This is a genomic window from Aminobacter sp. P9b, assembly GCF_045345995.1.
GTDB classification, from domain to species: domain Bacteria; phylum Pseudomonadota; class Alphaproteobacteria; order Rhizobiales; family Rhizobiaceae; genus Aminobacter; species Aminobacter niigataensis.
Genome location: NZ_CP150082.1, coordinates 4123038 through 4144736 on the forward strand (window position 1 = coordinate 4123038; position 21699 = coordinate 4144736).

Annotated in this window: 21 protein-coding genes; 8 read left to right on the top strand and 13 right to left on the bottom strand. The window is 63.6% G+C overall.

What is annotated here, in order from left to right; translation table 11 throughout:
- Nucleotides 1–39: 39 nt before the first annotated feature.
- From WHT83_RS20295 to WHT83_RS20320, 6 genes are all read right to left on the bottom strand, one after another.
- Nucleotides 40–309, bottom strand: coding sequence for a hypothetical protein (locus tag WHT83_RS20295; RefSeq protein ID WP_183260244.1), 270 nt, complete (start codon nucleotides 307–309; stop codon nucleotides 40–42).
- A 359-nt stretch (nucleotides 310–668) separates the two neighbouring features.
- Nucleotides 669–914 carry a hypothetical protein gene (locus tag WHT83_RS20300; RefSeq protein ID WP_406872213.1) on the bottom strand — a complete coding sequence of 82 codons (246 nt, stop codon included), beginning with the start codon at nucleotides 912–914 and terminating at the stop codon, nucleotides 669–671.
- Between the two features lie 72 nt (nucleotides 915–986).
- Complete coding sequence (locus tag WHT83_RS20305) at nucleotides 987–1307, bottom strand: hypothetical protein (RefSeq protein WP_183260240.1); 321 nt, start codon at nucleotides 1305–1307, stop codon at nucleotides 987–989.
- Between the two features lie 160 nt (nucleotides 1308–1467).
- Nucleotides 1468–2640 carry a Gfo/Idh/MocA family protein gene (locus WHT83_RS20310; protein WP_406872214.1) on the bottom strand — a complete coding sequence of 391 codons (1173 nt, stop codon included), beginning with the start codon at nucleotides 2638–2640 and terminating at the stop codon, nucleotides 1468–1470.
- A 140-nt stretch (nucleotides 2641–2780) separates the two neighbouring features.
- A complete protein-coding gene (locus WHT83_RS20315; protein ID WP_406872215.1) occupies nucleotides 2781–3839 on the bottom strand; it encodes a sugar phosphate isomerase/epimerase family protein in 1059 nt (352 codons plus the stop codon).
- Between the two features lie 159 nt (nucleotides 3840–3998).
- A complete protein-coding gene (locus WHT83_RS20320) occupies nucleotides 3999–5291 on the bottom strand; it encodes an amidase (protein WP_406872216.1) in 1293 nt (430 codons plus the stop codon).
- Between the two features lie 125 nt (nucleotides 5292–5416).
- On the opposite strand from WHT83_RS20320, the gene WHT83_RS20325 reads away from it, so the two are divergent.
- Entirely contained in the window at nucleotides 5417–6520 is a 1104-nt protein-coding gene (locus WHT83_RS20325) for an NADH:flavin oxidoreductase/NADH oxidase (RefSeq protein ID WP_406872217.1), read from the top strand.
- 99 nt (nucleotides 6521–6619) lie between these two features.
- Nucleotides 6620–7678: a succinylglutamate desuccinylase/aspartoacylase family protein gene (locus WHT83_RS20330; RefSeq protein WP_406872218.1), complete on the top strand. Its 1059-nt coding sequence runs from the start codon at nucleotides 6620–6622 to the stop codon at nucleotides 7676–7678.
- Between the two features lie 69 nt (nucleotides 7679–7747).
- Here WHT83_RS20330 and WHT83_RS20335 read toward each other — a convergent pair whose 3' ends face one another.
- Nucleotides 7748–8617: a LysR family transcriptional regulator gene (locus WHT83_RS20335; RefSeq protein ID WP_406872219.1), complete on the bottom strand. Its 870-nt coding sequence runs from the start codon at nucleotides 8615–8617 to the stop codon at nucleotides 7748–7750.
- Nucleotides 8618–8774: 157 nt separating this feature from the next.
- Between WHT83_RS20335 and WHT83_RS20340 the strand changes: the two genes are divergently transcribed.
- On the top strand, nucleotides 8775–8987 hold the full coding sequence (locus WHT83_RS20340; RefSeq protein WP_108607550.1) for a hypothetical protein: 213 nt from the start codon (nucleotides 8775–8777) through the stop codon (nucleotides 8985–8987).
- Nucleotides 8988–9093: 106 nt separating this feature from the next.
- Here the strand turns inward: WHT83_RS20340 and WHT83_RS20345 are convergent, their stop codons facing one another.
- The 3 genes from WHT83_RS20345 to WHT83_RS20355 all read right to left on the bottom strand — a co-directional run bounded on the left by WHT83_RS20345 (nucleotide 9094) and on the right by WHT83_RS20355 (nucleotide 12180).
- Complete coding sequence (locus WHT83_RS20345) at nucleotides 9094–10482, bottom strand: amidohydrolase family protein (RefSeq protein ID WP_406872220.1); 1389 nt, start codon at nucleotides 10480–10482, stop codon at nucleotides 9094–9096.
- A 281-nt stretch (nucleotides 10483–10763) separates the two neighbouring features.
- The gene (locus tag WHT83_RS20350; protein ID WP_108607548.1) at nucleotides 10764–11381 is read right to left on the bottom strand and encodes a LysE family translocator; all 618 of its coding nucleotides are present in this window, start codon (nucleotides 11379–11381) and stop codon (nucleotides 10764–10766) included.
- 145 nt (nucleotides 11382–11526) lie between these two features.
- Nucleotides 11527–12180 (bottom strand): response regulator transcription factor, encoded by a 654-nt coding sequence (locus tag WHT83_RS20355; RefSeq protein ID WP_108607547.1) that lies wholly within the window; start codon nucleotides 12178–12180, stop codon nucleotides 11527–11529.
- 121 nt (nucleotides 12181–12301) lie between these two features.
- On the opposite strand from WHT83_RS20355, the gene WHT83_RS20360 reads away from it, so the two are divergent.
- Entirely contained in the window at nucleotides 12302–14047 is a 1746-nt protein-coding gene (locus WHT83_RS20360) for an ATP-binding protein (RefSeq protein ID WP_406872221.1), read from the top strand.
- 70 nt (nucleotides 14048–14117) lie between these two features.
- On the opposite strand, the gene WHT83_RS20365 is transcribed toward WHT83_RS20360, so the two are convergent.
- Nucleotides 14118–15818 carry an amidohydrolase family protein gene (locus tag WHT83_RS20365; protein WP_406872222.1) on the bottom strand — a complete coding sequence of 567 codons (1701 nt, stop codon included), beginning with the start codon at nucleotides 15816–15818 and terminating at the stop codon, nucleotides 14118–14120.
- A gap of 120 nt (nucleotides 15819–15938) precedes the next feature.
- Entirely contained in the window at nucleotides 15939–17264 is a 1326-nt protein-coding gene (locus tag WHT83_RS20370) for an NAD(P)H-dependent oxidoreductase (protein WP_406872223.1), read from the bottom strand.
- Nucleotides 17265–17585: 321 nt separating this feature from the next.
- On the opposite strand from WHT83_RS20370, the gene WHT83_RS20375 reads away from it, so the two are divergent.
- From WHT83_RS20375 to WHT83_RS20385, 3 genes are all read left to right on the top strand, one after another.
- Complete coding sequence (locus WHT83_RS20375) at nucleotides 17586–18665, top strand: WD40/YVTN/BNR-like repeat-containing protein (protein ID WP_406872224.1); 1080 nt, start codon at nucleotides 17586–17588, stop codon at nucleotides 18663–18665.
- 13 nt (nucleotides 18666–18678) lie between these two features.
- A complete protein-coding gene (locus tag WHT83_RS20380) occupies nucleotides 18679–18993 on the top strand; it encodes a MoaD/ThiS family protein (RefSeq protein ID WP_183260217.1) in 315 nt (104 codons plus the stop codon).
- 101 nt (nucleotides 18994–19094) lie between these two features.
- Nucleotides 19095–19742, top strand: a complete 648-nt coding sequence (locus WHT83_RS20385) for an SH3 domain-containing protein (RefSeq protein ID WP_108607541.1) — start codon at nucleotides 19095–19097, stop codon at nucleotides 19740–19742.
- 63 nt (nucleotides 19743–19805) lie between these two features.
- On the opposite strand, the gene WHT83_RS20390 is transcribed toward WHT83_RS20385, so the two are convergent.
- Nucleotides 19806–20087 (bottom strand): hypothetical protein, encoded by a 282-nt coding sequence (locus WHT83_RS20390; protein ID WP_406872225.1) that lies wholly within the window; start codon nucleotides 20085–20087, stop codon nucleotides 19806–19808.
- Nucleotides 20088–20949: 862 nt separating this feature from the next.
- Between WHT83_RS20390 and WHT83_RS20395 the strand changes: the two genes are divergently transcribed.
- Nucleotides 20950–21696 carry a glycosyltransferase family 2 protein gene (locus tag WHT83_RS20395; RefSeq protein ID WP_199914631.1) on the top strand — a complete coding sequence of 249 codons (747 nt, stop codon included), beginning with the start codon at nucleotides 20950–20952 and terminating at the stop codon, nucleotides 21694–21696.
- The last annotated feature ends 3 nt before the right edge of the window (nucleotides 21697–21699 follow it).

The following is a 21699-nucleotide window of genomic DNA, read 5'->3' on the forward strand; positions in this document are numbered from 1 at the left end:
CCGGCCGAGCGGGTGATCCCCGGCCAATCTCAGCCGAGATCAGGACGGCGGAAGGACGTTGGCTGCAATCGACGCTTCGATAGCGTCAACTGAACTGGCAAATTGTGCGAATTCTGCCAATTCGAGCGTGTAGTATTGATACTCGCCTCCTGCGAAGCCAGCGAGCACTACATAGTGTTTCCCATGCCCATCGCGCTTCAGACGCAGCGACAAGGTCAGCCCACTTGAGATTGGTGTGTCCATCTGGTGGACAAGCGTCCCTGTGAAGGCCAGCTTCAGGGGGCGAAAAATAGTCGAAAACAGGCCCATCTCGGTTCTTACCCCCCTGGCGCGCGCATCGACCCGCACGTTACCGTCGCATCTTCATGCGTCTCGCAATCGCTCCACGCAGGTTTGAATCGCGCGCTCGAATTGGTTAAGGGGGAGCGAAAAGGCAGCCGTCGGCGCAATCTCTACCTCAAGCTCCCCGTCTTCGTTTGAGACGAGGAGAACAAACTGGTTGTCTACGTATAGTTCACAGACAAGCCGCTTGTGATGGCTCGCGCTGCTTAACATTGTTGTCCAACGATCTGACATCGGAATTGCCCAAACTGGGGTGGGAAGCGAGCGGTCCAGCCGGCCTGAGTATTTGGAAGCTAGTCTATAGTCGAGATTGTTCGTAACAATTACTATTGAATGGATTTTTGTCGATTTCTCAAAACTGCCCACGCCGCGACGACGACCCCGATCACGCCCATCATCAAGACGAACATGATGACCGCCTCATACTGCTCGTTCGGGTCGCTATTCGCCGTTGCAGCGGTAGACAAAAAAGCCACCACGGAAAGCGGGACTGCGATGATCGAGATGACTACAGCCATCGCTATCAACAAGTTGACAAACAGGTTGGTGAAGAACCGTCTAACACGCGCCATTCGCCCCTCCCGTTGAGGCGCGCATCCTCCTCCCACCGCTGTCGACACCTGTCGAGGTGATCGTAGCCCTGCTTATCTTCGACCAATTCGACGCACATCGACCACGCGACCATCGCGTTGTCGAATAGCGATCTCGAAGCGAGTGTTGCCGCGCCATGCCCGGTAGACAAAGAACCGGCCGCGGCAGTCGACACGGCGCACATCTCGGAAACCGCGATTGCGCAGCAGCCTTTCACCCTGGTTGCAGGATATCCCGCGGCCTCTGTTGAGATTGGTCCCAATGCTGATGTCGATGTTGACACTGGATTGGGCAATTGCCTCTGGAGGAAGCGCCACCGGTGAAGCGAGCAGGCCAACAGCAAGTCCTAGCGGCAGAAACCAAGATCTAAGCATTGCACTCTCCTGATTAGGGCATCAAGCGAAGGTAACCAGACGTAGCGCTAGCTGACAAGCAGCAGCGCTGATGGCCAAGCTCTTGGGCCCGCAACGGCAGACCAATCCAGACGGTCGACACTGAAAGGAATGCTGTCGAGCTACCCTCGCCCGCATCCCCTCACAGCTTCGTCCAGGCGGCGTTCTTCTTCGACGAGCGCACGCAGGCTTCGATGAAGGCGACGCCTTCGACGCCGTCCTGCACGGTCGGGTAGATCACGTCCCGGGCAGGCTTGCCGCCCTTCTTGCGCGCCGCGCGTATGGCCCGAGCCGCCTCCTGGTAGATGTTGGCAAAACCTTCGAGATAGCCTTCGGGATGGCCTGACGGCACGCGCGTCACCCGTGCCGCAGCAGGGCCTGCGCCGACGCCGCCGCGGGTGATCAGCTGCTTGGGCTGGCCGAAGGGCGTGTACCAGAGATAATTCGGGTCGGCCTGCACCCATTCGATGCCGCCCCTGGAGCCGTAGACGCGCAGCTTGAGCCCGTTCTCGTGGCCCGGCGCCACCTGGCTGGCCCAGATCATGCCCTTGGCGCCGCCCTTGAAGCGCAGCATGACGTTGACGTTGTCGTCGAGCAGCCGGCCGGGCACGAAGGCGTCGAGATCGGCGGAGAGCGAGTCCAGCTCGAGGCCGCTGACGAAGCGGGCGAGATTGTAGGCGTGGGTGCCGATGTCGCCGGTGGCACCGCCTGCGCCCGACTGTTTTGGATCGCCGCGCCACGACGCCTGCTTCTGGCCGGTTGCGGCAAGATCCTCGGTCAGCCAGTCCTGCGGATATTCGGCCTGGACGACGCGGATGTCGCCGAGCTGGCCCTTGGCGACCATCTCGCGCGCCTGCCGGATCATCGGATAGCCGGTGTAGTTGTGGGTGAGCACGAAGACCTTGCCGGTCTTCTCGACGAGTGCAGCCAGCTTCTTCGCCTCGGCGAGCGTCGCGGTCAGCGGCTTGTCGCAGATGACGTGGATGCCGGCTTCGAGGAACGCCTTGGCGGCAGGGAAATGGATGTTATTGGGCGTGACGATGGCCACCGCCTCGATGCCGTCCGGACGGCTAGCCTCGGCCTTGGCCATCTCGGCGTACGAGGTGTAGCTGCGCTCGGGATCGAGCCCGATTTCGGCAGCCGAAGCCTTGGCCCGCTCGGGGTTGGACGACAGCGCGCCCGCCACGAGCTGGAAATCACCGTCCATGCGCGCGGCGATGCGGTGCACGCCGCCGATGAAGGCGCCCTGCCCACCGCCGACCATGCCGTAGCGGATCGGGCCGCTGCCATTCCCGGATTTCGATGCACCGACCATGTCGTGTTCTCCCCTTGATATGTTGCCCCTCACCCGGCCTCCGCTTCGCTCGGCCGACCTCCCCCGAGGGAGAGGAGGTCTGAAGCGGCGCACTTGCCACTTCTCCCCGACAGGGAGAAGGTGGCCGCGGGACGTACGTCCTACTCGATCCCCATCATCGCCCGCAGCATCGCCCGATCGCTCGTTCCACCGGCAAAATCGTCGAAGGCCTTGTCGGTCACCCGGATGATGTGGCTTTCGATGAAAGGCGCGCCTTCGGCGGCACCGTCCTCGGGATGCTTGAGGCAGCATTCCCATTCGAGCACCGCCCAGCTGTCGTAGCCATATTGGGCGAGCTTCGAGAAGATGCCGGAGAAATCCACCTGGCCGTCGCCGAGCGAGCGGAAGCGGCCGGCACGGCCGAGCCAGCCCTGGTAGCCGGAATAGACGCCCTGGCGCCCCGTCGGGTTGAACTCGGCGTCCTTGACGTGAAATGCCTTGATGCGCTCGTGGTAGATGTCGATGAAGGCGAGATAGTCGAGCTGCTGCAGCAGGAAATGCGACGGATCGTAGTTGATGTTGCAGCGCTTGTGGCCGCCGACCGCGTCGAGGAACATCTCGAAGGTGGCGCCGTCGAAGGTATCCTCGCCCGGATGCAGCTCGAAGCAAAGGTCGACGCCGGCCTCGTCATAGGCGTCGAGGATCGGCGTCCAGCGCTTGCCCAGCTCGGAAAACGCCTCCTCGATCAGGCCCGCCGGCCGCTGCGGCCACGGATAAAGATAGGGAAAGGCAAGCGCGCCGGTGAACGAAACGCAGGCCTTGAGGCCGAGATTCTGCGAAGCCTTGGCACCAAGCTTCATCTGCTCGACCGCCCACTGCTGCCGCTCCTTCGGTTTGCCGTGCAAGGCCGCCGGCGCAAATCCGTCGAACTGCGCGTCATAGGCGGGGTGCACCGCCACCAGCTGCCCCTGGAGATGGGTCGACAGTTCGGTGATCTCGACGCCGGCCTCGGCGCAGACGCCCTTGATCTCGTCGCAATAGGTTTTCGACGTCGCCGCCTTTTCGAGATCGAACAGCCTGCTATCCGGCGTCGGGATCTGCACGCCCTTGTAGCCGAGCCCGCCGGCCCACGATGTAATCGATTTCAGTGAATTGAACGGCGCAGCATCGCCGGCGAACTGGGCGAGGAAGATCGCTGGTCCCTTCATTGTCGACGGCATCTCTCAAAACTCCTCGTCCGATTCCGGCACGCACTGGTGCAGCGCCAAGATGACCACTATTCGGGTCGGCTCCGCAAGAGCCAGCGGCAGGCCGTTTCACTGGTCCCCGGCGCGCCAGCGGATGAAAATGCCGTCGTCGGTGATCGGCATGGTCATCGCCTAGCTGTTCAGCAAAGTCTCGACTGCCAGCCCGGCAGAAAGCACGCGACCGTCGTGGCCGTTGCGGCCGACCAGCATCAGGCCGGATGGCAGGGCAGTGCCCGGCATCGGCAGCGACAGGGCGCAGAGGTCGAACTGGTTGGCGACCTGCGTGTTGCGCAGCAGGAGTCCCTCGATCCGGTCGCCATGGCGCTCGTCGGCCAGCATCTCGGCGATCGGCTGGGCGACGACAGGCGTGGTTGGCAGTACCATGAGGTCGACGACGGACAGCCGTGCGTCCATGGCGGCCACCAGTTCGGCGCGGCGGCGCATGGTCCTGATGTAGGCGACCGCCGGCACCTGCAGCGCTCGGCCGAGCCCGCCGCTGACATGCTGGTCGACAGCGACCTTGGCGCCCACCGACAGCCAGTCGGCATGGATCTCGGCGCCCTCGATGGCGGCGATCGAGGCCGTGCGCGTCGACTCGCGCAGGGCCAGCAGCAGGTCGTCAATGGCAAGGTCCTCGACCCGTGCGCCGGCTGCGGCAAGCCGCTTGAGCGACAGCTCGAAGGCGGCGGAAACGGTGCCGTCGCAATGCTCCATCAGCCGCCCGCGCGGCACGCCGATGCGCAGGCCCGACAGCGACAGCGGTGCAAGCGCGGAAAACTCCTTGCCCGCCATGACGGTATCGGCAGCGATGCAGGCCCCGACCGTCCTTGCCAGCGGCCCGAGCGAATCGAGCGACGGCGACAGCGGGAACGCGCCGTCGAGCGGAATGCGCCGCGCCGTCGGCTTGAAGCCGACGACGCCGTTGAGTGCGGCGGGAATGCGCACCGAACCGCCGGTATCCGAGCCGATCGATATGTCCGAGGAGCCTTCGGCGGCGGAAACGCCGGCGCCCGACGACGAACCGCCGGGGATCAGCGCCGGATCGGCGGCATTGCCCGGCGTGCCGTAATGCGGATTGATGCCGAGCGCGGTGAAGGCGAACTCGGTCATCGCCGTCTTGCCGATGATCACCGCCCCTGCCCGGCGCAGGCGCCTGACCACCAGCGCGTCCGCTTGCACAGGCGCAGCATCCCGGCGCATCAGCGAACCTGCCAACGTCGGCTCGCCGGCGACGTCGAGCAGGTCCTTGATCGAGACGATGGCGCCGTCAAGCGGGCCGAGCGACAGCCCTGCCCGGGCGCGCGCATCGGCGGCGTCGGCAGCCGCGCGCGCGGCCTCGGCATAAAGCTTCATGAAAACACGCTCGTCGCCGGCGCGGGCGGCAAGCCGCCCAAGGATCGCTTCAAGCCGGTCGCGTGTCGTCATTCGGTCACCCATTGCTGGCAAGCGCTATCGTCGCGGCGACTGATAACACGCGCTGGCCCCATGCAATACGGTTGTCGGAAATCGCCAACGCCTTACATTCGCACGGCTTGATAATCGGAGCCGCCATGACCGCCCATCTGTTCTCGCCGATCATCCTCGGCCAGCTCGAACTCCCCAACCGCATCGCCGTTGCCCCGATGTGCCAGTATTCGGCCGACGATGGTTCCGCCACGGACTGGCACCTGCAGCACTGGATGAACCTGGCGATGTCCGGCGCCGGCATGATCACCGTCGAGATGACCGACGTCGAGCGCCGCGGCCGCATCAGCCATGGCTGCATGGGGCTCTACTCCGATGCCAACGAGGCGGCGGCGAAGCGGACGCTGGACGCCGCCAGGCGCGTGGCAACGCCCGGTGCGAAATTCGGCGTGCAACTGGCCCATGCCGGACGCAAGGCCTCCAACCGCCGTCCATGGGAAGGCTCGGGCCCGCTGGCGCCAAACGAGGATGCCTGGCCGGTGGTCTCTGCCTCGGCGATTGCCTATGCCGACGGCTGGCAGGTGCCGCATGCGCTGAGCGAGGCCGAGATCGAGCAGACCGTCGGACATTTCGTCGAGGCAGCGAAGCGGACCGAGCGCGCCGGCTTCGACTTCATCGAGCTGCATTCGGCCCATGGCTACCTGCTGCACCAGTTCCTGTCGCCGCTGTCCAACCATCGCACCGACAAATGGGGCGGTTCGCTGGAAAACCGCATGCGCTTTGCCATCGAGATCGCCCGCCGCGTAGCCGATGCCGTACCCAACCTGATGCTGGGCGCGCGCATGTCGCTGACCGACTGGGTCGAGAGTGGCTTCACGCTCGACGAGGCGATCGAGGTGACCAAGGCCTACCGCGATGCGGGAATCGCCTATATCTGCTGCTCCAGCGGCGGCAACTCCCCGCACCAGAGCCTGCGCACCGGCCCCGGCTACCAGGTTCATCTCGCCGAAGCCGTGAAGCAGGCGACCGGCATTCCGGTGCGTGCGGTGGGGATGATCGACCAGCCGGCCCAGGCCGATGCGATCGTGCGCGAAGGCCGCGCCGACATGGTGGCGCTGGGTCGCGCATTGCTTGCCGATCCACGCTGGCCCTGGCGCGCGGCGGCGACACTTGGCCACGAGTTTCACGCCGCCCCGCAGCTCGCGCGCTCCGTGGCACTGATGAAGCAGTGGGGCGCGGCGACCGCTTAAGCTTACCCAAGGTCTGGCGTGGCGGACGCTTCCTGCTGGATCAGGACGGCGTCGCTGCGCGATGATCTATCGTTCGGACCAAGAGATTCGGGGACAAAAATGAAGAAGAGCGTCGAGACGATCCGTGGCGACAGCGAAGGCATCGCCTACGAAATGCCGGTCTACCGCATCTCAGGATCGTCGGCCGAGGCACCGTCGGCCTATATCCAGGCGGCACTCCATGGCGACGAACTGCCCGGCGTCGTTGCCATCGACGCGCTGATGCCGAAACTGCGCAAGGCAGCCGCCGAAGGACGCATACGCGGCAACCTGACCATCGTGCCGCGGGCCAACCCGATCGGCGCCAACCAGCTGCTGTTCCATGCCGCCCAGGGGCGCTTCGACCTCGGCACGCGCACCAACTACAACCGCGACTTTCCGCTGCTCGACAGGCCGGATGTGTCACTCCTGCCCGGCGACGACGTGCCGATGTCGGCCGACAAGCGCCTCAAGGCGCGGCTGCTCAAGCTTTCGGTCGGCCACGACATCGTGCTCGACCTGCATTGCGACGACGAAGGCGTCGCCTATCTCTACGTGCCCGAGGAGCTGTGGCCGGCGATGGCCGACTGTGCCGCCAACATGGGCGTCGATGCAGTCATCCTGTGGGGCGGCCAGTCGGGTTCGTCCTTCGACGAAGCGTCACTGCATCCCTACCTCAAGATGCCGCGCCGGCAAGCCAGGCTCGAAAGCCGGGTCGTCACCACGGTCGAATATCGCGGCACCTCCGACGTCTATCCCGGCATCGCCGAAGCCGATGGCGAAGGCCTTTACCGGCTCTTGGTGGCGCGCGGGGTGATCGAGGACACGTCGGTCGAAACCAGGAAGGCATTCGACGGCGTGGTGGCGCCGATCGAGCATATCGAGATGGTGCCGGCACCTTGCGCCGGCGCCATCCTCTACGACGTCAAGCCGGGCGACCGGGTCAAGGCGGGCACGCGCCTCGCCACCATCGTGCGCGCGCCCGGCGAGGACGGCGGCAGGGTGGAGGTGCTGGCGCCGCAGGACGGCTACATCCTGACCCGCCGCTCGCACCGCGCCACCCGCGCCGGCGACGACCTGGTCAAGCTGGTCGGCACGCGGCCGAGCAACGACGCCCGGTCAGGCGCGCTCGAGGCTTAGGCGAATTGCCCGGGAGCGCCGGCACCCATGCATGCTCCGGCCATGACATGAGTTCATCATTCCCCGGCGCTATCGCGCGGCCGCGCGGAGCCATTGCGTCAGACTCGCCAGCGCCCGCTCCTGGCTGCGGCTGAACTTGATGGACAGGTAGTAGCTCGACCCGGTCGGCATCGGCTCACCGTATACCCTTTGCAACGTTCCTTCGGCGATACCCCGTTCGCCAAGGAAGTCAGGAACCAGCGCCGCGCCAATGCCGGCTCGGGCCATATCGAACGCCAGCTGATAATGCGTGCACAGCCTCCAGCTCTCCTTCTGGAAGGTCGAAAGCTCGAGGCCGTTGTGACGACAGTAATCGATCCAATCGGCGCCTACCGCAGACGGCGAAACTTCGGTCGTAATCAAGGGGCACGGCCAGGGGCCCAGATCTGGGGGAGCGACGGCGATCAGGTGGTCCCGTTTGAGCAGAACGCTCCGATATCCGCGCTGCGAAGGCACGGACGTGATGAAAGCATCGGCCACCCTGTCGCTTAGCTCATCCTCCTCGCTGACCGTGATGAGTTGCAGATCGATGTCGGGGTACCGGGCGAAGAACTCGGGCAGCCGCTGGACCAGCCAGCCGCTGGCGAAGGTCCCATAGGCGGCAAGGCGCACCGTTCCATTGGCCGCTCCGACGACCTGCGCCGCCGAGCGCTCGATGAGATCGAAGGCACGGTCGAGTTCCAGCGCCAGGCGACGCCCCGCCTCGGTCAGCACGAGGCCGCGACCCTGCCGCTCCACCAGCCTCTCGCCAAGTTCTTCGCTCAGGCGCCGGATCTGGTGACTGACAGCACTTTGCGTCACGCCAAGCTCCTGGGCCGCATGGGAAACGGAAAGATGCCGTGCAACGGCTTCAAAGGACTGAAGCGCCCGCAGGTGGGGCATCGACCGCTTTTTCGTCATGACACATGAATTCCACTCAAGTGAGTAGACTGGAATTCATTATCTTCACCTATGTCAATGCTTTAGATCATTGTCCCACAGTCGATCGGCTTGCGCGGGAGACATAGCGATCCGACTTCGCATCTATTGCTGGACTGGAATTCCTGAAGTGACGCCAATGACCAAGCCCCTGCGCATCAACAGCCCGACGTTGGAACCGGAGGACGGGGAGTATCTGGCCCAATGCCAGTTCGCGCTCGAACCCTCGCTGGTCAAGCTCCTGAGCATTGCGGAAATGGCAGGATGGAACAGGACCCATGTCGTGATGGCGGCGCTGACACTCTGCGCGGAACTTGCCGAGCTGCCTGAAGGTCCTCAGGCTCTCCAGTGAATTGTCAGAGTCAGGCCCGGTCCCGACAGTTCCTCGCGGTCGCCGACAACACGTTGGCGACCGGCCAGATAGCGGGCTCGAACTGGTTCGCCCCCCTGACGAGCCATCAGTTCGGCAGGGTATCCTTGAAGATGCGGCCATCCTTCATGATGACCAGGAAACTCGTCTCGGGGTTAGCGACCAGCTGGAGATCCTCGAGCGGATTGCCGTCGACAAGGAGCAGATCGGCCAGCGCGCCTTCCTCCACCACGCCCAGCTTTCCGGGATAAGGGTTGCGCTTCCCGGAAAGTGTCAGCAGTTCGGCATTGGTCCCGGTCGCCATCACGAGGGCTTCGGCAGGTGTGTACCAGCGGATGAGCGAAGCAAGGATTGCGCCCTGCTGCCGCGCCAGATCGCGGGAGAACAATACGTCCGTCCCCCATGCCGTCTTGATCTTGTACTTCTTCGCCAGTTCGTATGTCCGGCCGATGCCCGGCCACACCTCTTCCGCCTTGGCCCGCTCGACCGAGCCTTCCCGAAGACCCAGCCTCATCATCTCCGGAAGCGGCTGCAAGCTCAGCCAGATATCCTTCTCGGCGATCAGCTTGGCGGTTTCCTCGTCCATGAGGAAGCCGTGTTCGATGCATTTCACGCCGGCCGCGATTGCCATTTTGATCGCGTCCGTCGTGAAGGCGTGCGCAATGACGTAAGTGCCCCAATTCTCGGCGATCTCGACCGCGGCCCGCAATTCGGGTTCGGTGAAGGTGGTGACATCGAGCGGGCTGAATGGCGAGGACACGCCGCCGCCGGCTGTTAGCTTGACGTGGGCGGCCCCTTGCATGAACTGCTCGCGGACACGCAAGCGCACCTCATCCGGGCTGTCCACGACTATGCTGCCGCCGTTTCTCTCCATGGGCGTGAACGGGCCGCCGATCGTCCGCGGCAGGTCGCTGAATTGCCGGAAGTCGCCATGTCCGCTGGTCACCGTGATCATGGCGCCGGATGGATAGATGCGCGGTCCCACGACGATTCCGCTGTCTATCGCGCGCTTGAGACCGAACACCGGACCGCCCACATCGCGCACCGTCGTGAAGCCACGCATCAACGTATGCGTTGCCTCGTCGCCTGCTGCGAGATTGGCGAAGCCGATGTCGCTCATTGCCTCTGCCGGAGTCGACGCGATCAGCATCGCATGCCAGTGCGCATCGATCAGGCCGGGCATCAGCACGCGGCCGCCGCCCGCTATCACCTTCGCGCCCGCCGCCTCGATAGGGGCGGTCGAGATGCGCTCGATGAGGTTGCCGTTGACCAGCACATTCGACGTCGGCGACAGCGTGCTTGCCTTGCCGTCGAATATCCTGACGTTTTCGAACAGGACGGTACCTGTCGGCGCGACGAGAGGCTCGGCCGGCGCCGCGACGGGGTAGTCATGCGCCAGACTGGCGCCACCAAGGCCGGCAAGGAGAGCGGGAACAAAGAGGAGGAAGCTCAGCAGGTAAGTTCGTATGCCCGTCATCTTGTGGATCCTCAACATCGGTTGCGGATGGGAAGAAGGAAGCGGCCCCTATCGATTGGCTCTTGTCAAACGACACTGCCAACTGAAGACAGTGCGCGCCCTTCATGGCTGTAATCTTGCCACGACTTTGGCATGGCGGCGCTGAACTATCCACCCACGGCGGCGGCTGGGCGCAATGATGGCTGGTCCTGGCCTACCGTGGTCCCGCATCGTCATGGGACAAGGCTCGCACAATGCGGCCCGCCCCTGCCGGTCTTCACAGGCGTGCCCTGCAAGCGTTGTCACTGGTGCTGGCTGACCAGCACCACGCCGAGCCCGATCAGGATCGAGCCGCAGGCCTTGGGAACCATCCACTCCGCCTTGCCTTTGCTGACCCGGCCAAGTGCCAGCGAGGCGATGCCGACGGCCGCCACGTCGGCCATCGAGAATACGAGATTGACGATCATGCCGAGGATCATGAACTGGAGCCACAGCGGCATGGTCGCCGCCGGATCGACGAATTGCGGCAGGAAGGTCAGGAAGAACAGCACGGTCTTCGGATTGAGCACCTCGACCACGATGCTGTCGCGCAGCGTGCTCGACCCTGCATCGCCATTGTCTTCCGAGGTCTTGTTCCAGCCGAGGAACATGGTGACACCGAGCCACACCAGATAGGCAGCGCCCGCAAGCTTGATGGCTTCGTAGACGACGGGCGCATGGGTGATGAGCGAGGCCAGACCGGCGGTCGCCGCCACGATGTGCACGTAGCAGCCGAGGTGAATGCCGAGCGCGGCCATCAGCCCGGCCTGGCGGCCATGCGCCAGGGTCTGCGCGGTCATGTAGAGGATCGCGGGGCCCGGCATGCAGGCGAAGGCAAGCGTTGCGACAGCGAACGGAACCAAAAGCTCCAGCGACAACATCACGGCTCCTCCCCCGACGATTTGGCCGCTGGGAGGAATAGGCGTGGCTCCGGCGCGAAAACATACGGCAGGTGCCGTATTTGGTTCGCCCGCGCTTTCGACCAATGTGGAGATGGTTAAGGCAATACTACCAGGACTGCCGGGTTCAGCCCGCGGGCAACCCCAGGCGAACCGCATAGGTGGTCAGTTCGGCGGCGCTATGGAGATCGAGTTTGCGCATCAGGTTTTCCCGGTGCTTGCGGGCGGTCAAGGGACTGATGCCCAACCGTTCGGCCACCTCGCGCGCGGTCATGCCATGCGCCACCAGCCCCAGGATCTGACGCTCGCGTCGCGTGAGCGGGATCGGCGACACGATTTCCTGCGTGGGCCCGCCGTTTCGGCTCGGCTCGCTGATCGCGAAGCGGACGGTTCGCGCCAGATATGTTCCGCCCTTCTTCACCGCCTCGATCGCCGCCCCCAGTTCCTCTGGATCGCCGTCCTTGGTCAGATAGGCGCTGGCGCCCGCCTCGATCGCGGCACGCACCGTCCGCGGCTCGATGTTTGCGGTCAGGACCAGGATCTTCATGCGAGGCGCCAAGGCGCTGATGTCGGAGATGAACTGTATGCCGGCCACGCCCGGCATGCCGAGATCGAGGATCAGCAGGTCCGCGCGCGCCTCCCGGACATGCCTCAACAAGGCCTCGCCATCTGCTGCCTCGGCAACGATGGAGACGTTGTCCATTGTTGAGATGAGCAGCTTGAGGCCCTCGCGGACAATGGCATGGTCGTCGGCGAGGATGGCGGTGAGTGGGCGATTCATGCGGCGACCATAACAGGCTTATCTGTCCGGTCGCCAACCTATGGGAAACAAGTTGCAGATAGATCAATCGTCACGGGTGCGACCGTTGGGTCAATATCCATCCGGAAGCCGGAGACATACGATGCAGGAAGCCAAGATACGCCATGCCCTCATCGAGCTTCTGTATCGCAATTCCTATGGCGTGGTCATCTCCAACATCGTCATTTCGCTGGCAGCCGTATACGTGCTCAGCAATGCCGTTTCCACGACTTGGCTGGCCACCTGGTTAGGTGCGCTGTATCTGCTTACCGCAACACGCGTCCTTGCGTCGCGCAGCTTCTTTCGGCGCAGGATGGATTCCGGCTCGCTCATGCCCTGGGCATGGCTCGCGGCAGGTTTTTCGTGGGTATCGGGGCTGCTATGGGGCGCGCTCGGTTGGGCCGGCTTCCTGCCCGAGGAACCGGCCGTGCTGTCCTTCACCGTCATCGTGCTGACTGGCCTCGTCTGTGGCACGGTGCCCTCGCTGTCGGCCTTCCCGCCGGCTCTCATCGGTTCGATCCTCGCAACCGTCATCCCCGTCGCCATTCGCTGCATCACCGCCGAAAGCGACTTCTCCGGCGCCTTCCTGTTTTTGCTCGCGTCGCTTGTGGCCATCAATTTCTACTATTGCCGCATCACCTATCGCATGTTGCGCGAAACCATCAGCCTGCGCCTGGAGAACGAAAGCCTGGTCGTGCACCTGGAGGAGGAGCGCGACCGCGCACAAACAGCCGATCGTGCCAAGACGCGTTTCCTCGCGGCGGCCAGCCACGACCTGCGCCAGCCGATCCATGCTTTGAGCCTGCTGGTCTCGACGCTCGCCATGCTGGGGCAGCGCGGCGACGTGCCTTCGGGCGACGCCCGCAACCTGGCAAGCCGGGCGAAGTCGGTCGTCGGCAACCTCAGCGGGCTGCTGAACGCATTGCTCGACATCTCCAAGCTCGACGCTGGCATTGTCACCGTCACCCCCGAGACGGTGCCGTTGCGCCAGCTTTTCCGCGACCTCCACGACGAATTTGCCGGGGAAGCGAAACAGCGCGGCCTCGCATGGCGCGTGGCCGACAGCAGCCTGAGGGTCGAAAGCGACCCGATGATGCTCAGGCGCATCCTCAACAACCTCGTGTCGAACGCGTTTCGCTACACCACGGAAGGCAGCGTCCTGCTCGGCTGCCGCAGGCGCGGCAGTCTTGTGGAAATACAGGTCCTGGACACAGGCCCGGGAATTCCCGGGGATCAGCAGACAATGGTCTTCGAGGAATTCGTGCAATTGCAGAACCCGGCCCGCGACAGGACGCAAGGCCTGGGCCTGGGGCTCGCGATCGTCCGCCGCACGGCCCAACTGCTGAAGCATCCGCTCAGGCTGGTCTCAACGCCGGGCCGCGGCTCCATGTTCTCGATCGCGGTTCCCAATATCCGCACGACGGCAGCACCTCGGCTGATCGAGGCAATGCCTCCTGCCGGCATTGCCGCCGGCATCATGGTCGTCGAGGACGAAGGCGACGTTCTCGACGCGATGGTGCAGCTGCTCAGCCTGGAAGGGCATCGGGTCTATGCCGGCCGCTCCGCCGCCGAAGCGCAAGGCGCCCATGCCAAGGCATTGGCCGCCGGCGAAGCTCCTGTCGACCTGATCGTCGCCGACTACCGCCTCGCGGACGGCGTCACCGGCTTCGATGCGATCCAGGCTCTTCGCGCCCATGTCGGACGCTCCGTCCCCGCCATCATCGTCACCGGCGATACCTCGCCGGCACGGCTCAAGGAGGTCAGCGCCAGCGGGGCTCGCATTCTCCACAAGCCGATCACCGGCGAGGACCTGCGGGAAGCGATCCTCGCCGCATGCCGGCGTGGCTAGTGGGTTGATCGAAAAAGGGGCTGGTCGCTACTCGACGCGCTCGGCCCCGCCGGAGGGCAGATCTTCCAGTTTACTGGTCGAATGCCGACAGCCAATCCGCATCGATCTTGCGGTTCAGGCAGTAGTCGCGCAGGCGGTTGCGCGTCTTGTCGGTCTTTCCGAGCCCGAGATAGCGCGCTGCGTTGCGCCAGTAGATGTTCTGCTGCTGCTCGGGCGTGTAACCAGCAGCTGTCAGCTGCGCGCCGAGCCGGGACATGTAGTTGTTGTTGTCCAGTTCCTTGGCGATCATCGTCCAATCCGTACCGTAGAGCAGATGCCGGACATCAGGGTCGTAACGTGACTGGAACTGCTTGAGATAACCCCTGATCTCGGAGCGCGTCCGGTCATCGAACTGCGGACTGGTCAGTTCGTAGAGGTAGCCGAGATCGGCAAAGAGATGTTCCCTGCCGTCCTCTGCTATCGTCTTACCGACGATGAACTCCCAGGCGTCCTTCCCAAAAGCGTCCTTGGAACATCTCTTTGGCGCCGGCTGGGTGCGCAATTCGTCGAAGCTGCCGAAATGAGCCAGATTGACGCGCAATTTCGGAAATTCACGCAATGCCTCTCGCCACCAGGACGGGCTGGCCCGATGGCCGTAGCCGCAAAGCGAGCCGAGGCTGTTTTCCGCATGCGCCATGATCGGCACGTCGTTCGATTCACACCATGCGTACAGCCTGCGAAGCGCGGTCTCCATCTCCATCCCTCTCGGCGCGCCCTTGGGAAACTTGATCTCTCCATTACCGAACGCCTGGAAACCCATTGGCGGGTAGAGCTTTACCCCGACAAAGCCGCAGTCGAGAATTGCCCGCTTGACCAGCTTCAGCGAGCCGCCGCCCTCGGCCTCACGCCATGGATCGAAACCGACGAAGCTGTGCATGTGCAGCTCGGTTGTACGCGCGATCTGGACCTGAAGCAGGTCCATGACCTCTATTTGCTCGGCGATGGATGACCGTGCACGGCTGTTTCCGAGCCAGTTCTCCATGTCGAGGAAGCTTGGCGTCACCAAGGAAACGCAACCCGACGGGGCAAAGACGCGAAGGTATTCGCGTGCAATGGCTTCCCGATCGTCTAGCAGCAAAAGCGCGAAATAGATGTAGCGCTGCATTTCGCTTGGCTGGCGCTGCAGGCCGTTGGCTAGCCCGATCGCGCCTACGCGGGACAACGCCCGGGATCGGCTGAACGCCTGCGGCCTGTCGGCATCCCTGGCCAACTGCTCCATCAGCGCCGGATAATCGGGTTCGACGTCAAGACCTTCGACACCCCTGCCGAAGGTTTCGATGCCTCTTGCCCGGCGGTCCATTTCCTGGATTGCGTCAGCAAGTATCTGGGTCTTGCGCTGCTGCACCACGGAAGCAGGCTCGAGCGGTGTCCCGGACCGCAACCGGGCAGCTTCGGTGGGCGCGTCCTTCGCGCCGCGGCTCAGGATATCGACCAGAAACGCGATCAGGCCATTGAAGAGCCCTTTCGTCTGGACGTCGGCCCGCGGTAAGAACTCATCGCGCAACTCGCCGAGCGCGACATATTCGACGAAGCCTCGCACCGGCACGTCCGAGGCATTGAAGAAGTGACAGTGGACGTCGATCACAGGATCGGCAGATGTCAGCGCACAGCGCCCGGGCTCGGGGCGCCAGCGCGCGCAGCCTGGAGTCACCGACAGCGCTGCGGCCGCACCGAGCAGCCACAGCAAGCCACGGCGATCCACGACCCTTGGCCTGTCGAATGATCCCGCCATGCCGAACCCGTCCCCACAAGTTCACCAAGGGGCATCCTGCGGCGACAACTGCAAAGAGTCGATACCGGTTGTGAACGGCGAACGACGGCAGGTATGGGAACGCCCGTCTCGCGCTTGCCGTCAGCCTTCGGCCCCGTACACCAGCCTGTCCTGCCTTGCGCGCAGCTCCGCGATCTTCGAGCCGGGGGCGACGGCAGCGTTGGCGGTGGTGATCAACTCGCCCTTCCTGATCGGCGCCGTCACGGTGCCACCCTGCAGCAGGCCGCATGGGATGGCCTTGGCCGTGCGGGCTTCCGGCGCGGTCATGATCCACGACCGGTAGCAATATTCGCCGATGGCATCGAGCTTGTCGCCCGGCTGCATGTCCTTCTTGGCCACGGCGCAGACGTCGGCGACCGGCTTCGACAGCGGCACCATGTCGGCCTTGCCGTGCAGCACGACGCGGGCACAGGTCAGCGGCACCTCGAGCGAAGTCAGGTGATAGGGACGATGGAAGGTGAAGTAAGGCCCCTCGCCGACCTTGAGGTCTTCCATGCGCTCGCGGATGCGCGGATGCGACATCTCGGCGATGACGAACACGCCGGGGGCGACGCCCTTGCCGATCGAATAGTCGACGACGCCGACCTTTGTCAGCACGCCGCCGTCCTTTTGCGGCACCAGCACCTTGTTGAGTTCGGGCAAAGTGGCCGAAGGTCCGTGCATGCCAGCCTTGTCGGGTACCAGGCCCGTGGCGTTGGCGATCGCCGCCATCTCGACCATCGTCTTCGAGCCGTCGACGAACTCGACCAGCATGCGCACGTTCATGTTGCGGCGCTTGGCCTCCTCGGCATAGTCGTCGGGGATGGCGTCGATGTTGAGCGGATTGTTCTTGCCCTTGCCGGCGGCGACGATGGTGTGGCCCATCGCCGAGACGAACTCGATCAGTTCCATGCAGGACGATGGTTCGTCGCCGGCGCCGAGTGAATAGGTGACGCCGAGCCTGGCTGCCTCGCTCTTGAGATAGGCGCCGATGGTGACGTCGGCCTCGACATTCATCATCACCAGGTGCTTGCCGTGCTCCATCGCGCGCAGGCCGATCTCGGCGCCAACTGCCGGAACGCCTGTCGCATCGATGACGACGTCGATCAGGCCGCTGTTGAGGATGAGGTCGGCATCGTTGGTCACGGCGATCTTGCCGCTTTCCATCGCATCGGCGAGTGCCGAGGTGCTCGTCGCCTCGCGCGCATGCCCGCTTTCCTGATAGGCGATCTCGGCCGCCTTGAACGCGCGCTCGGGGTGGAACTCGGAAATGGCGCCAACCGCGATGCCAGGCATATGCGCCACCTGCGACACGATATCGGTGCCCATTTCGCCGCAGCCGATCAGGCCGATGCGGATCGGCTTGCCCGACTTTTCGCGCTCGACGAGATCGCGCGTCAAGCCCACCGGAGCGACGTTGATGGTCATCTGATTGATCTCCCGAAGAAGCGAAGCATATGTATCTAACGCTCGACCGGTATTGAATTATGGCCGGGTGTCAACCTGAATGTCCCTGCCCGCCGCGCGATGGCCCAGAGCCGTTTGTCAGCAGATCGCTGACCGCAAGCTGTTCGGCCTGCGGCAATGCCGCTAAACTCCTCTCTTCCGCCTGATGGACGGGCAGCACCGGAGAGGAGCCGGTGCGCCGGCAAGCAAGCCACAGGCGGATGGGAACGCCATATATTCGAATGCGATAGCCGCCGATCCGGATTCAATTTCTGAGGTTCGCGCATCCGTAGGAGGAGAACGATGGCTGCAAAGGTCCTTGTCCTGCTGGGCACCAAGAAAGGCGCCTTCATCGCCGAAAGCGATGCCGAAAGGCGTTCGTGGAAGCTGCGCGGGCCGTTCTGCGAGACTTGGCCGATGAACCATGTCGTCGCCGACCCGAAGACCGGCACCATCTGGGGCGCGGGCGGCAACGAATGGTTCGGCCCCGCGGTGTGGAAATCGACCGACCTTGGCGAAACCTGGACGCATTCGAGCGACGGGCTCGCTTATGCCGAGGGCGAAGAGCCGATCAAGGCGGTGTGGAGCCTCGCCAAAGGCAATGGCAGCCTCTTTGCCGGCGTACAGCCCGCCGGCCTGTTCCGCAGCGACGACGGCGGCCAGAGCTGGAGCCACGTCGAAGGGCTCCAGAAGCACCCTTCCCGGCCGCACTGGAACCCCGGCGGCGCCGGCCTGATCCTGCATTCGCTGGTCATAGACCCCAACGATCACGACCGTATCTGGATCGGCATCTCGGCCGCCGGCGTGTTCTATACCGGCGACGGCGGCAAGAGCTGGGAGCCGCGCAATCTCGGCACCCGTGCCGACTTCATGCCAGAGGGCGAGAACTACCCCGAATTCGGCCAGTGCGTGCACAATCTGGTCATGGCGCCAGGTATGCCCGACCGGCTCTACCAGCAGAACCATTGCGGCATGTACCGTTCCGACGATGGCGGCAAGCGCTGGGTCAGCATCGAAAAGGGCCTGCCTTCGACCTTCGGCTTCCCGGCAGCGACCCACCCGCGCGATCCCGAAACGCTCTATCTGGTGCCGCTCAACGGCGATTCCGCCGGCCGCTATGTCCCCGACGCCAAGGCAGCCGTGTGGCGGACGCGCGACGCCGGCCGCGAGTGGCAGGCGATGCGCAACGGCCTGCCGCAGGAAAACGCCTATATCGGCGTGCTGCGCCAGGCGATGGCGACCGACCGGCTGGAACCGGCCGGCGTCTATTTCGGCACCAGTTCGGGCGCGCTGTTCGCCAGCGCCGACGAGGGCGAAAGCTGGGTGAACGTCACCCAGCACTTGCCCTCGATCCTGTCGGTGGAAACGCTTGTGGTGGACTGACGGGAAAAGGCAGATGCTCGGCGACGCCCCATCCCGCACCGGGAAACATCAGGCTGAAGCCGCGCCCATCGTGGTGCGGCTTCCCGGCGTGCTCGTCGACCTGTTCCCAGGTGCGCCGCGACGGGTGGAAATGACGGCCTCAACGGTCAAGGAGATGGTCGACCAACTCGACAAAAGCTGGCCTGGCATGCGCGACCGCATCTGCGACAGCCGCCCTGCCATCCGCAAGCATATGAACGTCTTCGTCGAAGGCGAGCGCGCGACGCTGAAGACGAAGCTCAGGCCCGGCGTCGAGGTATTCGTGCTCACCGCCATCAGCGGCGGCTGAGCCGGACTGCAGGCACTGCAGCGACGGCAGACTGCGCAGCCAGGCTTTCTTCCTGCAACCATTGCGCTAGGATCGCAGCAGATTCTCTTTCGGGGACCGAGATGATGCGACGTAGCAGTGTATTTCTGGCACTCATGCTGGCTTTTGCGCCGGCCCTCCCGCAGGTTGCGGCGGCGCAGGAGCGCGTGGAAACGCTGCGCATGCGCCCTGGCGCGACGCAGACGACGGTGCGCGGCATCGTCATCGGCCGCATCAGCGCCTCCTACAGGCTCGAGGCACGCGCCGGCCAGCGCATGAGCCTCGACCTCAATTCGCGCAACACCTTCCTCTATTTCAACGTGCTCGATCCGCGCGGCCGGACCATCGCCCGCGAGCAGACCCAATGGGACGGCCGGCTGCCGGCCTCCGGCGTCTATACGATCCAGATCTATCTCGTGCGCGCCGAAGCGCGGCGCAACCGCCCGGCACCGTTTTCGCTCGATGTCCGCGTTGCCGGACGCGGCGAAGCACCTGGCCCCGGTCCGGAGCCGTTGCCGGGACCGCGCTCCTGGCGCGTCGTCGGCGTAACGCCCGATGATGTGCTCAACATGCGCACGACGCCCTCGCCGCGCGGATTCGTCGTTGCCGAGATACCGTTCGACGCCGGCGGCCTGCGCAATCTCGGCTGCCAGGACGGCCAGAGCTGGTGCAAGGTGCGCTACCGCGGCCAGGAGGGCTGGGTCAACGGCCGCTTCCTGCGGCCGGAGTGACAAGCGAGATCTGCAACGCGTGCAAGCGGCCGGGACGGAAATTTCCGGCCGGCCGAAACGGAGTCAGCGTTCGGATGGGTTTGTCCCCGTTTCGCCAGGGTTTTCGCTTTCGACCTCGCCGGTGGTGATGGTTCCCACGACAATGGACTCGCCGATCGGCTCGCGACGCTGTCGCGTGTCGGCGACAACCTTGTCCATCTCCGCCTTGATTTCGGCAAGCAATGCCAGCGCCTGGGCCTCGCGGTGCTTCAGTTCCGGGCTCGGATCACCCGATTTGGCCTCGCCCGCAGCTCGCGCATTACGCGCGGATAGATAATCCTTGTAGGCGGCGTCCCACTTTTTCATCAGGACAACCCAGGCATCGACGGCGTCGTGTTTGCTGGGATCTGCAGGCTGGTGCGAACTAGGCAAATTGAACCCTCGAACAATCCGCATTACGCGGAATGGAAAGCGGCACTGCAATCATATGCCGTATTTGGACTAACCCCGCCGCATGTCATCTAACGACAACCTACCATGCGGACTGTCGAGCGTCATTCGCTAGCGCGCACTATATGCGCCGCGGCTACAATGAGCTGTGGAAAGTAGCTGCCGGGCCACACCACGCAGCACGACGCGGCCCTGGCGCACTCTTTTTGCCACCGATCACAATATTGCGACCAGCCGAGTGAACGTTCCCAAAAAATGCAACCAGCACGGGTTTTACGACGCATTCGAGCGGTCGGAACGCATTTTGCGAGGTATCGGCTGATAGAAACGTTATTAAAGCGATGCATAATATAAAAGTGACGAATTGCAACCCAACCGAACATAAGCGTAAATTTGGAACTTCGATCCGCATAAATCAATCTAGACCAAAGATAACCTCGCACAAAACATAAATCTAACACGCTCATACAAGTACGATATTTTAAGATGTATATTGATTTTCCTTCTATAGATACGAATATTAACCATGGTTTACAAAAGGTAAACAAATTGGTAAAGTTCAGTTGGCGAGTGGGGCTTACAAGCACTTGCGTCCAGATTTTCCACGGGAACAACCTGGTTGCGAAATTGTCGTTTTCACCAGGGTGCTATTCTGCGTCCGGTCTGTTTGGTTCGCGTAGTCGTCAGGTAATGCCGCCACCTTTGGGTTGGAGTAAGCGTTATGACGGCGGCAGCATTCCCGCAGCGACCTGCTATGGAAATCTTCAAGGCAGCAGGAATGCCTCTCGGCGGCACTGCACGGATCAGCGTGGTGGTCCCCGCCATGAACGAGGCAAAGAACTTGCCGCACGTTCTTCCTCACATTCCTGCCTGGGTCGACGAAGTCATCCTTGTGGATGGAAATTCCACTGACGACACCATCGCCGTTGCACGCGAACTGCTGCCTGACATCATTGTCCTGCAGCAGGAGAAGCGCGGCAAGGGTGCAGCGCTGTACACCGGCTTCAGCGCAGCCAAGGGCGACATCATCATCACTCTGGACGCCGACGGCTCCGCCGATCCCGGCGAAATCCCGGCCTTCGTCGGCGCCCTGCTTGCCGGCGCCGACTTCGTCAAGGGCTCGCGCTTCATGCAGGGTGGCGACACCACCGACATGGAATGGTATCGCAAGCTCGGCAACTGGGGCCTGCTCCGCCTTGTGCGCCTGCGCTTCGGCGGCAAGTTCACCGACCTCTGCTACGGCTATAACGCCTTCTGGCGCGACGTGCTGCCCTGCCTCAACCTCGAACAGGCGACCGGTTTCGAGATCGAGACCCAGATGAACGTGCAGGCGCTTCGCGCCGAGCTCAATGTATTCGAGGTCGCAAGCAAGGAATTCCCGCGCATCCACGGAACCAGCAACCTGCGCACCTTCCCCGATGGTTGGCGCGTGCTCAAGACGATTGTCAGGCTGGGCATCTCACCACTGCCCAAGGTGCCGGCGCGCCGCCGCGCAGCAGCCGGTCTGCAACAACCCAGCATCTAGGCG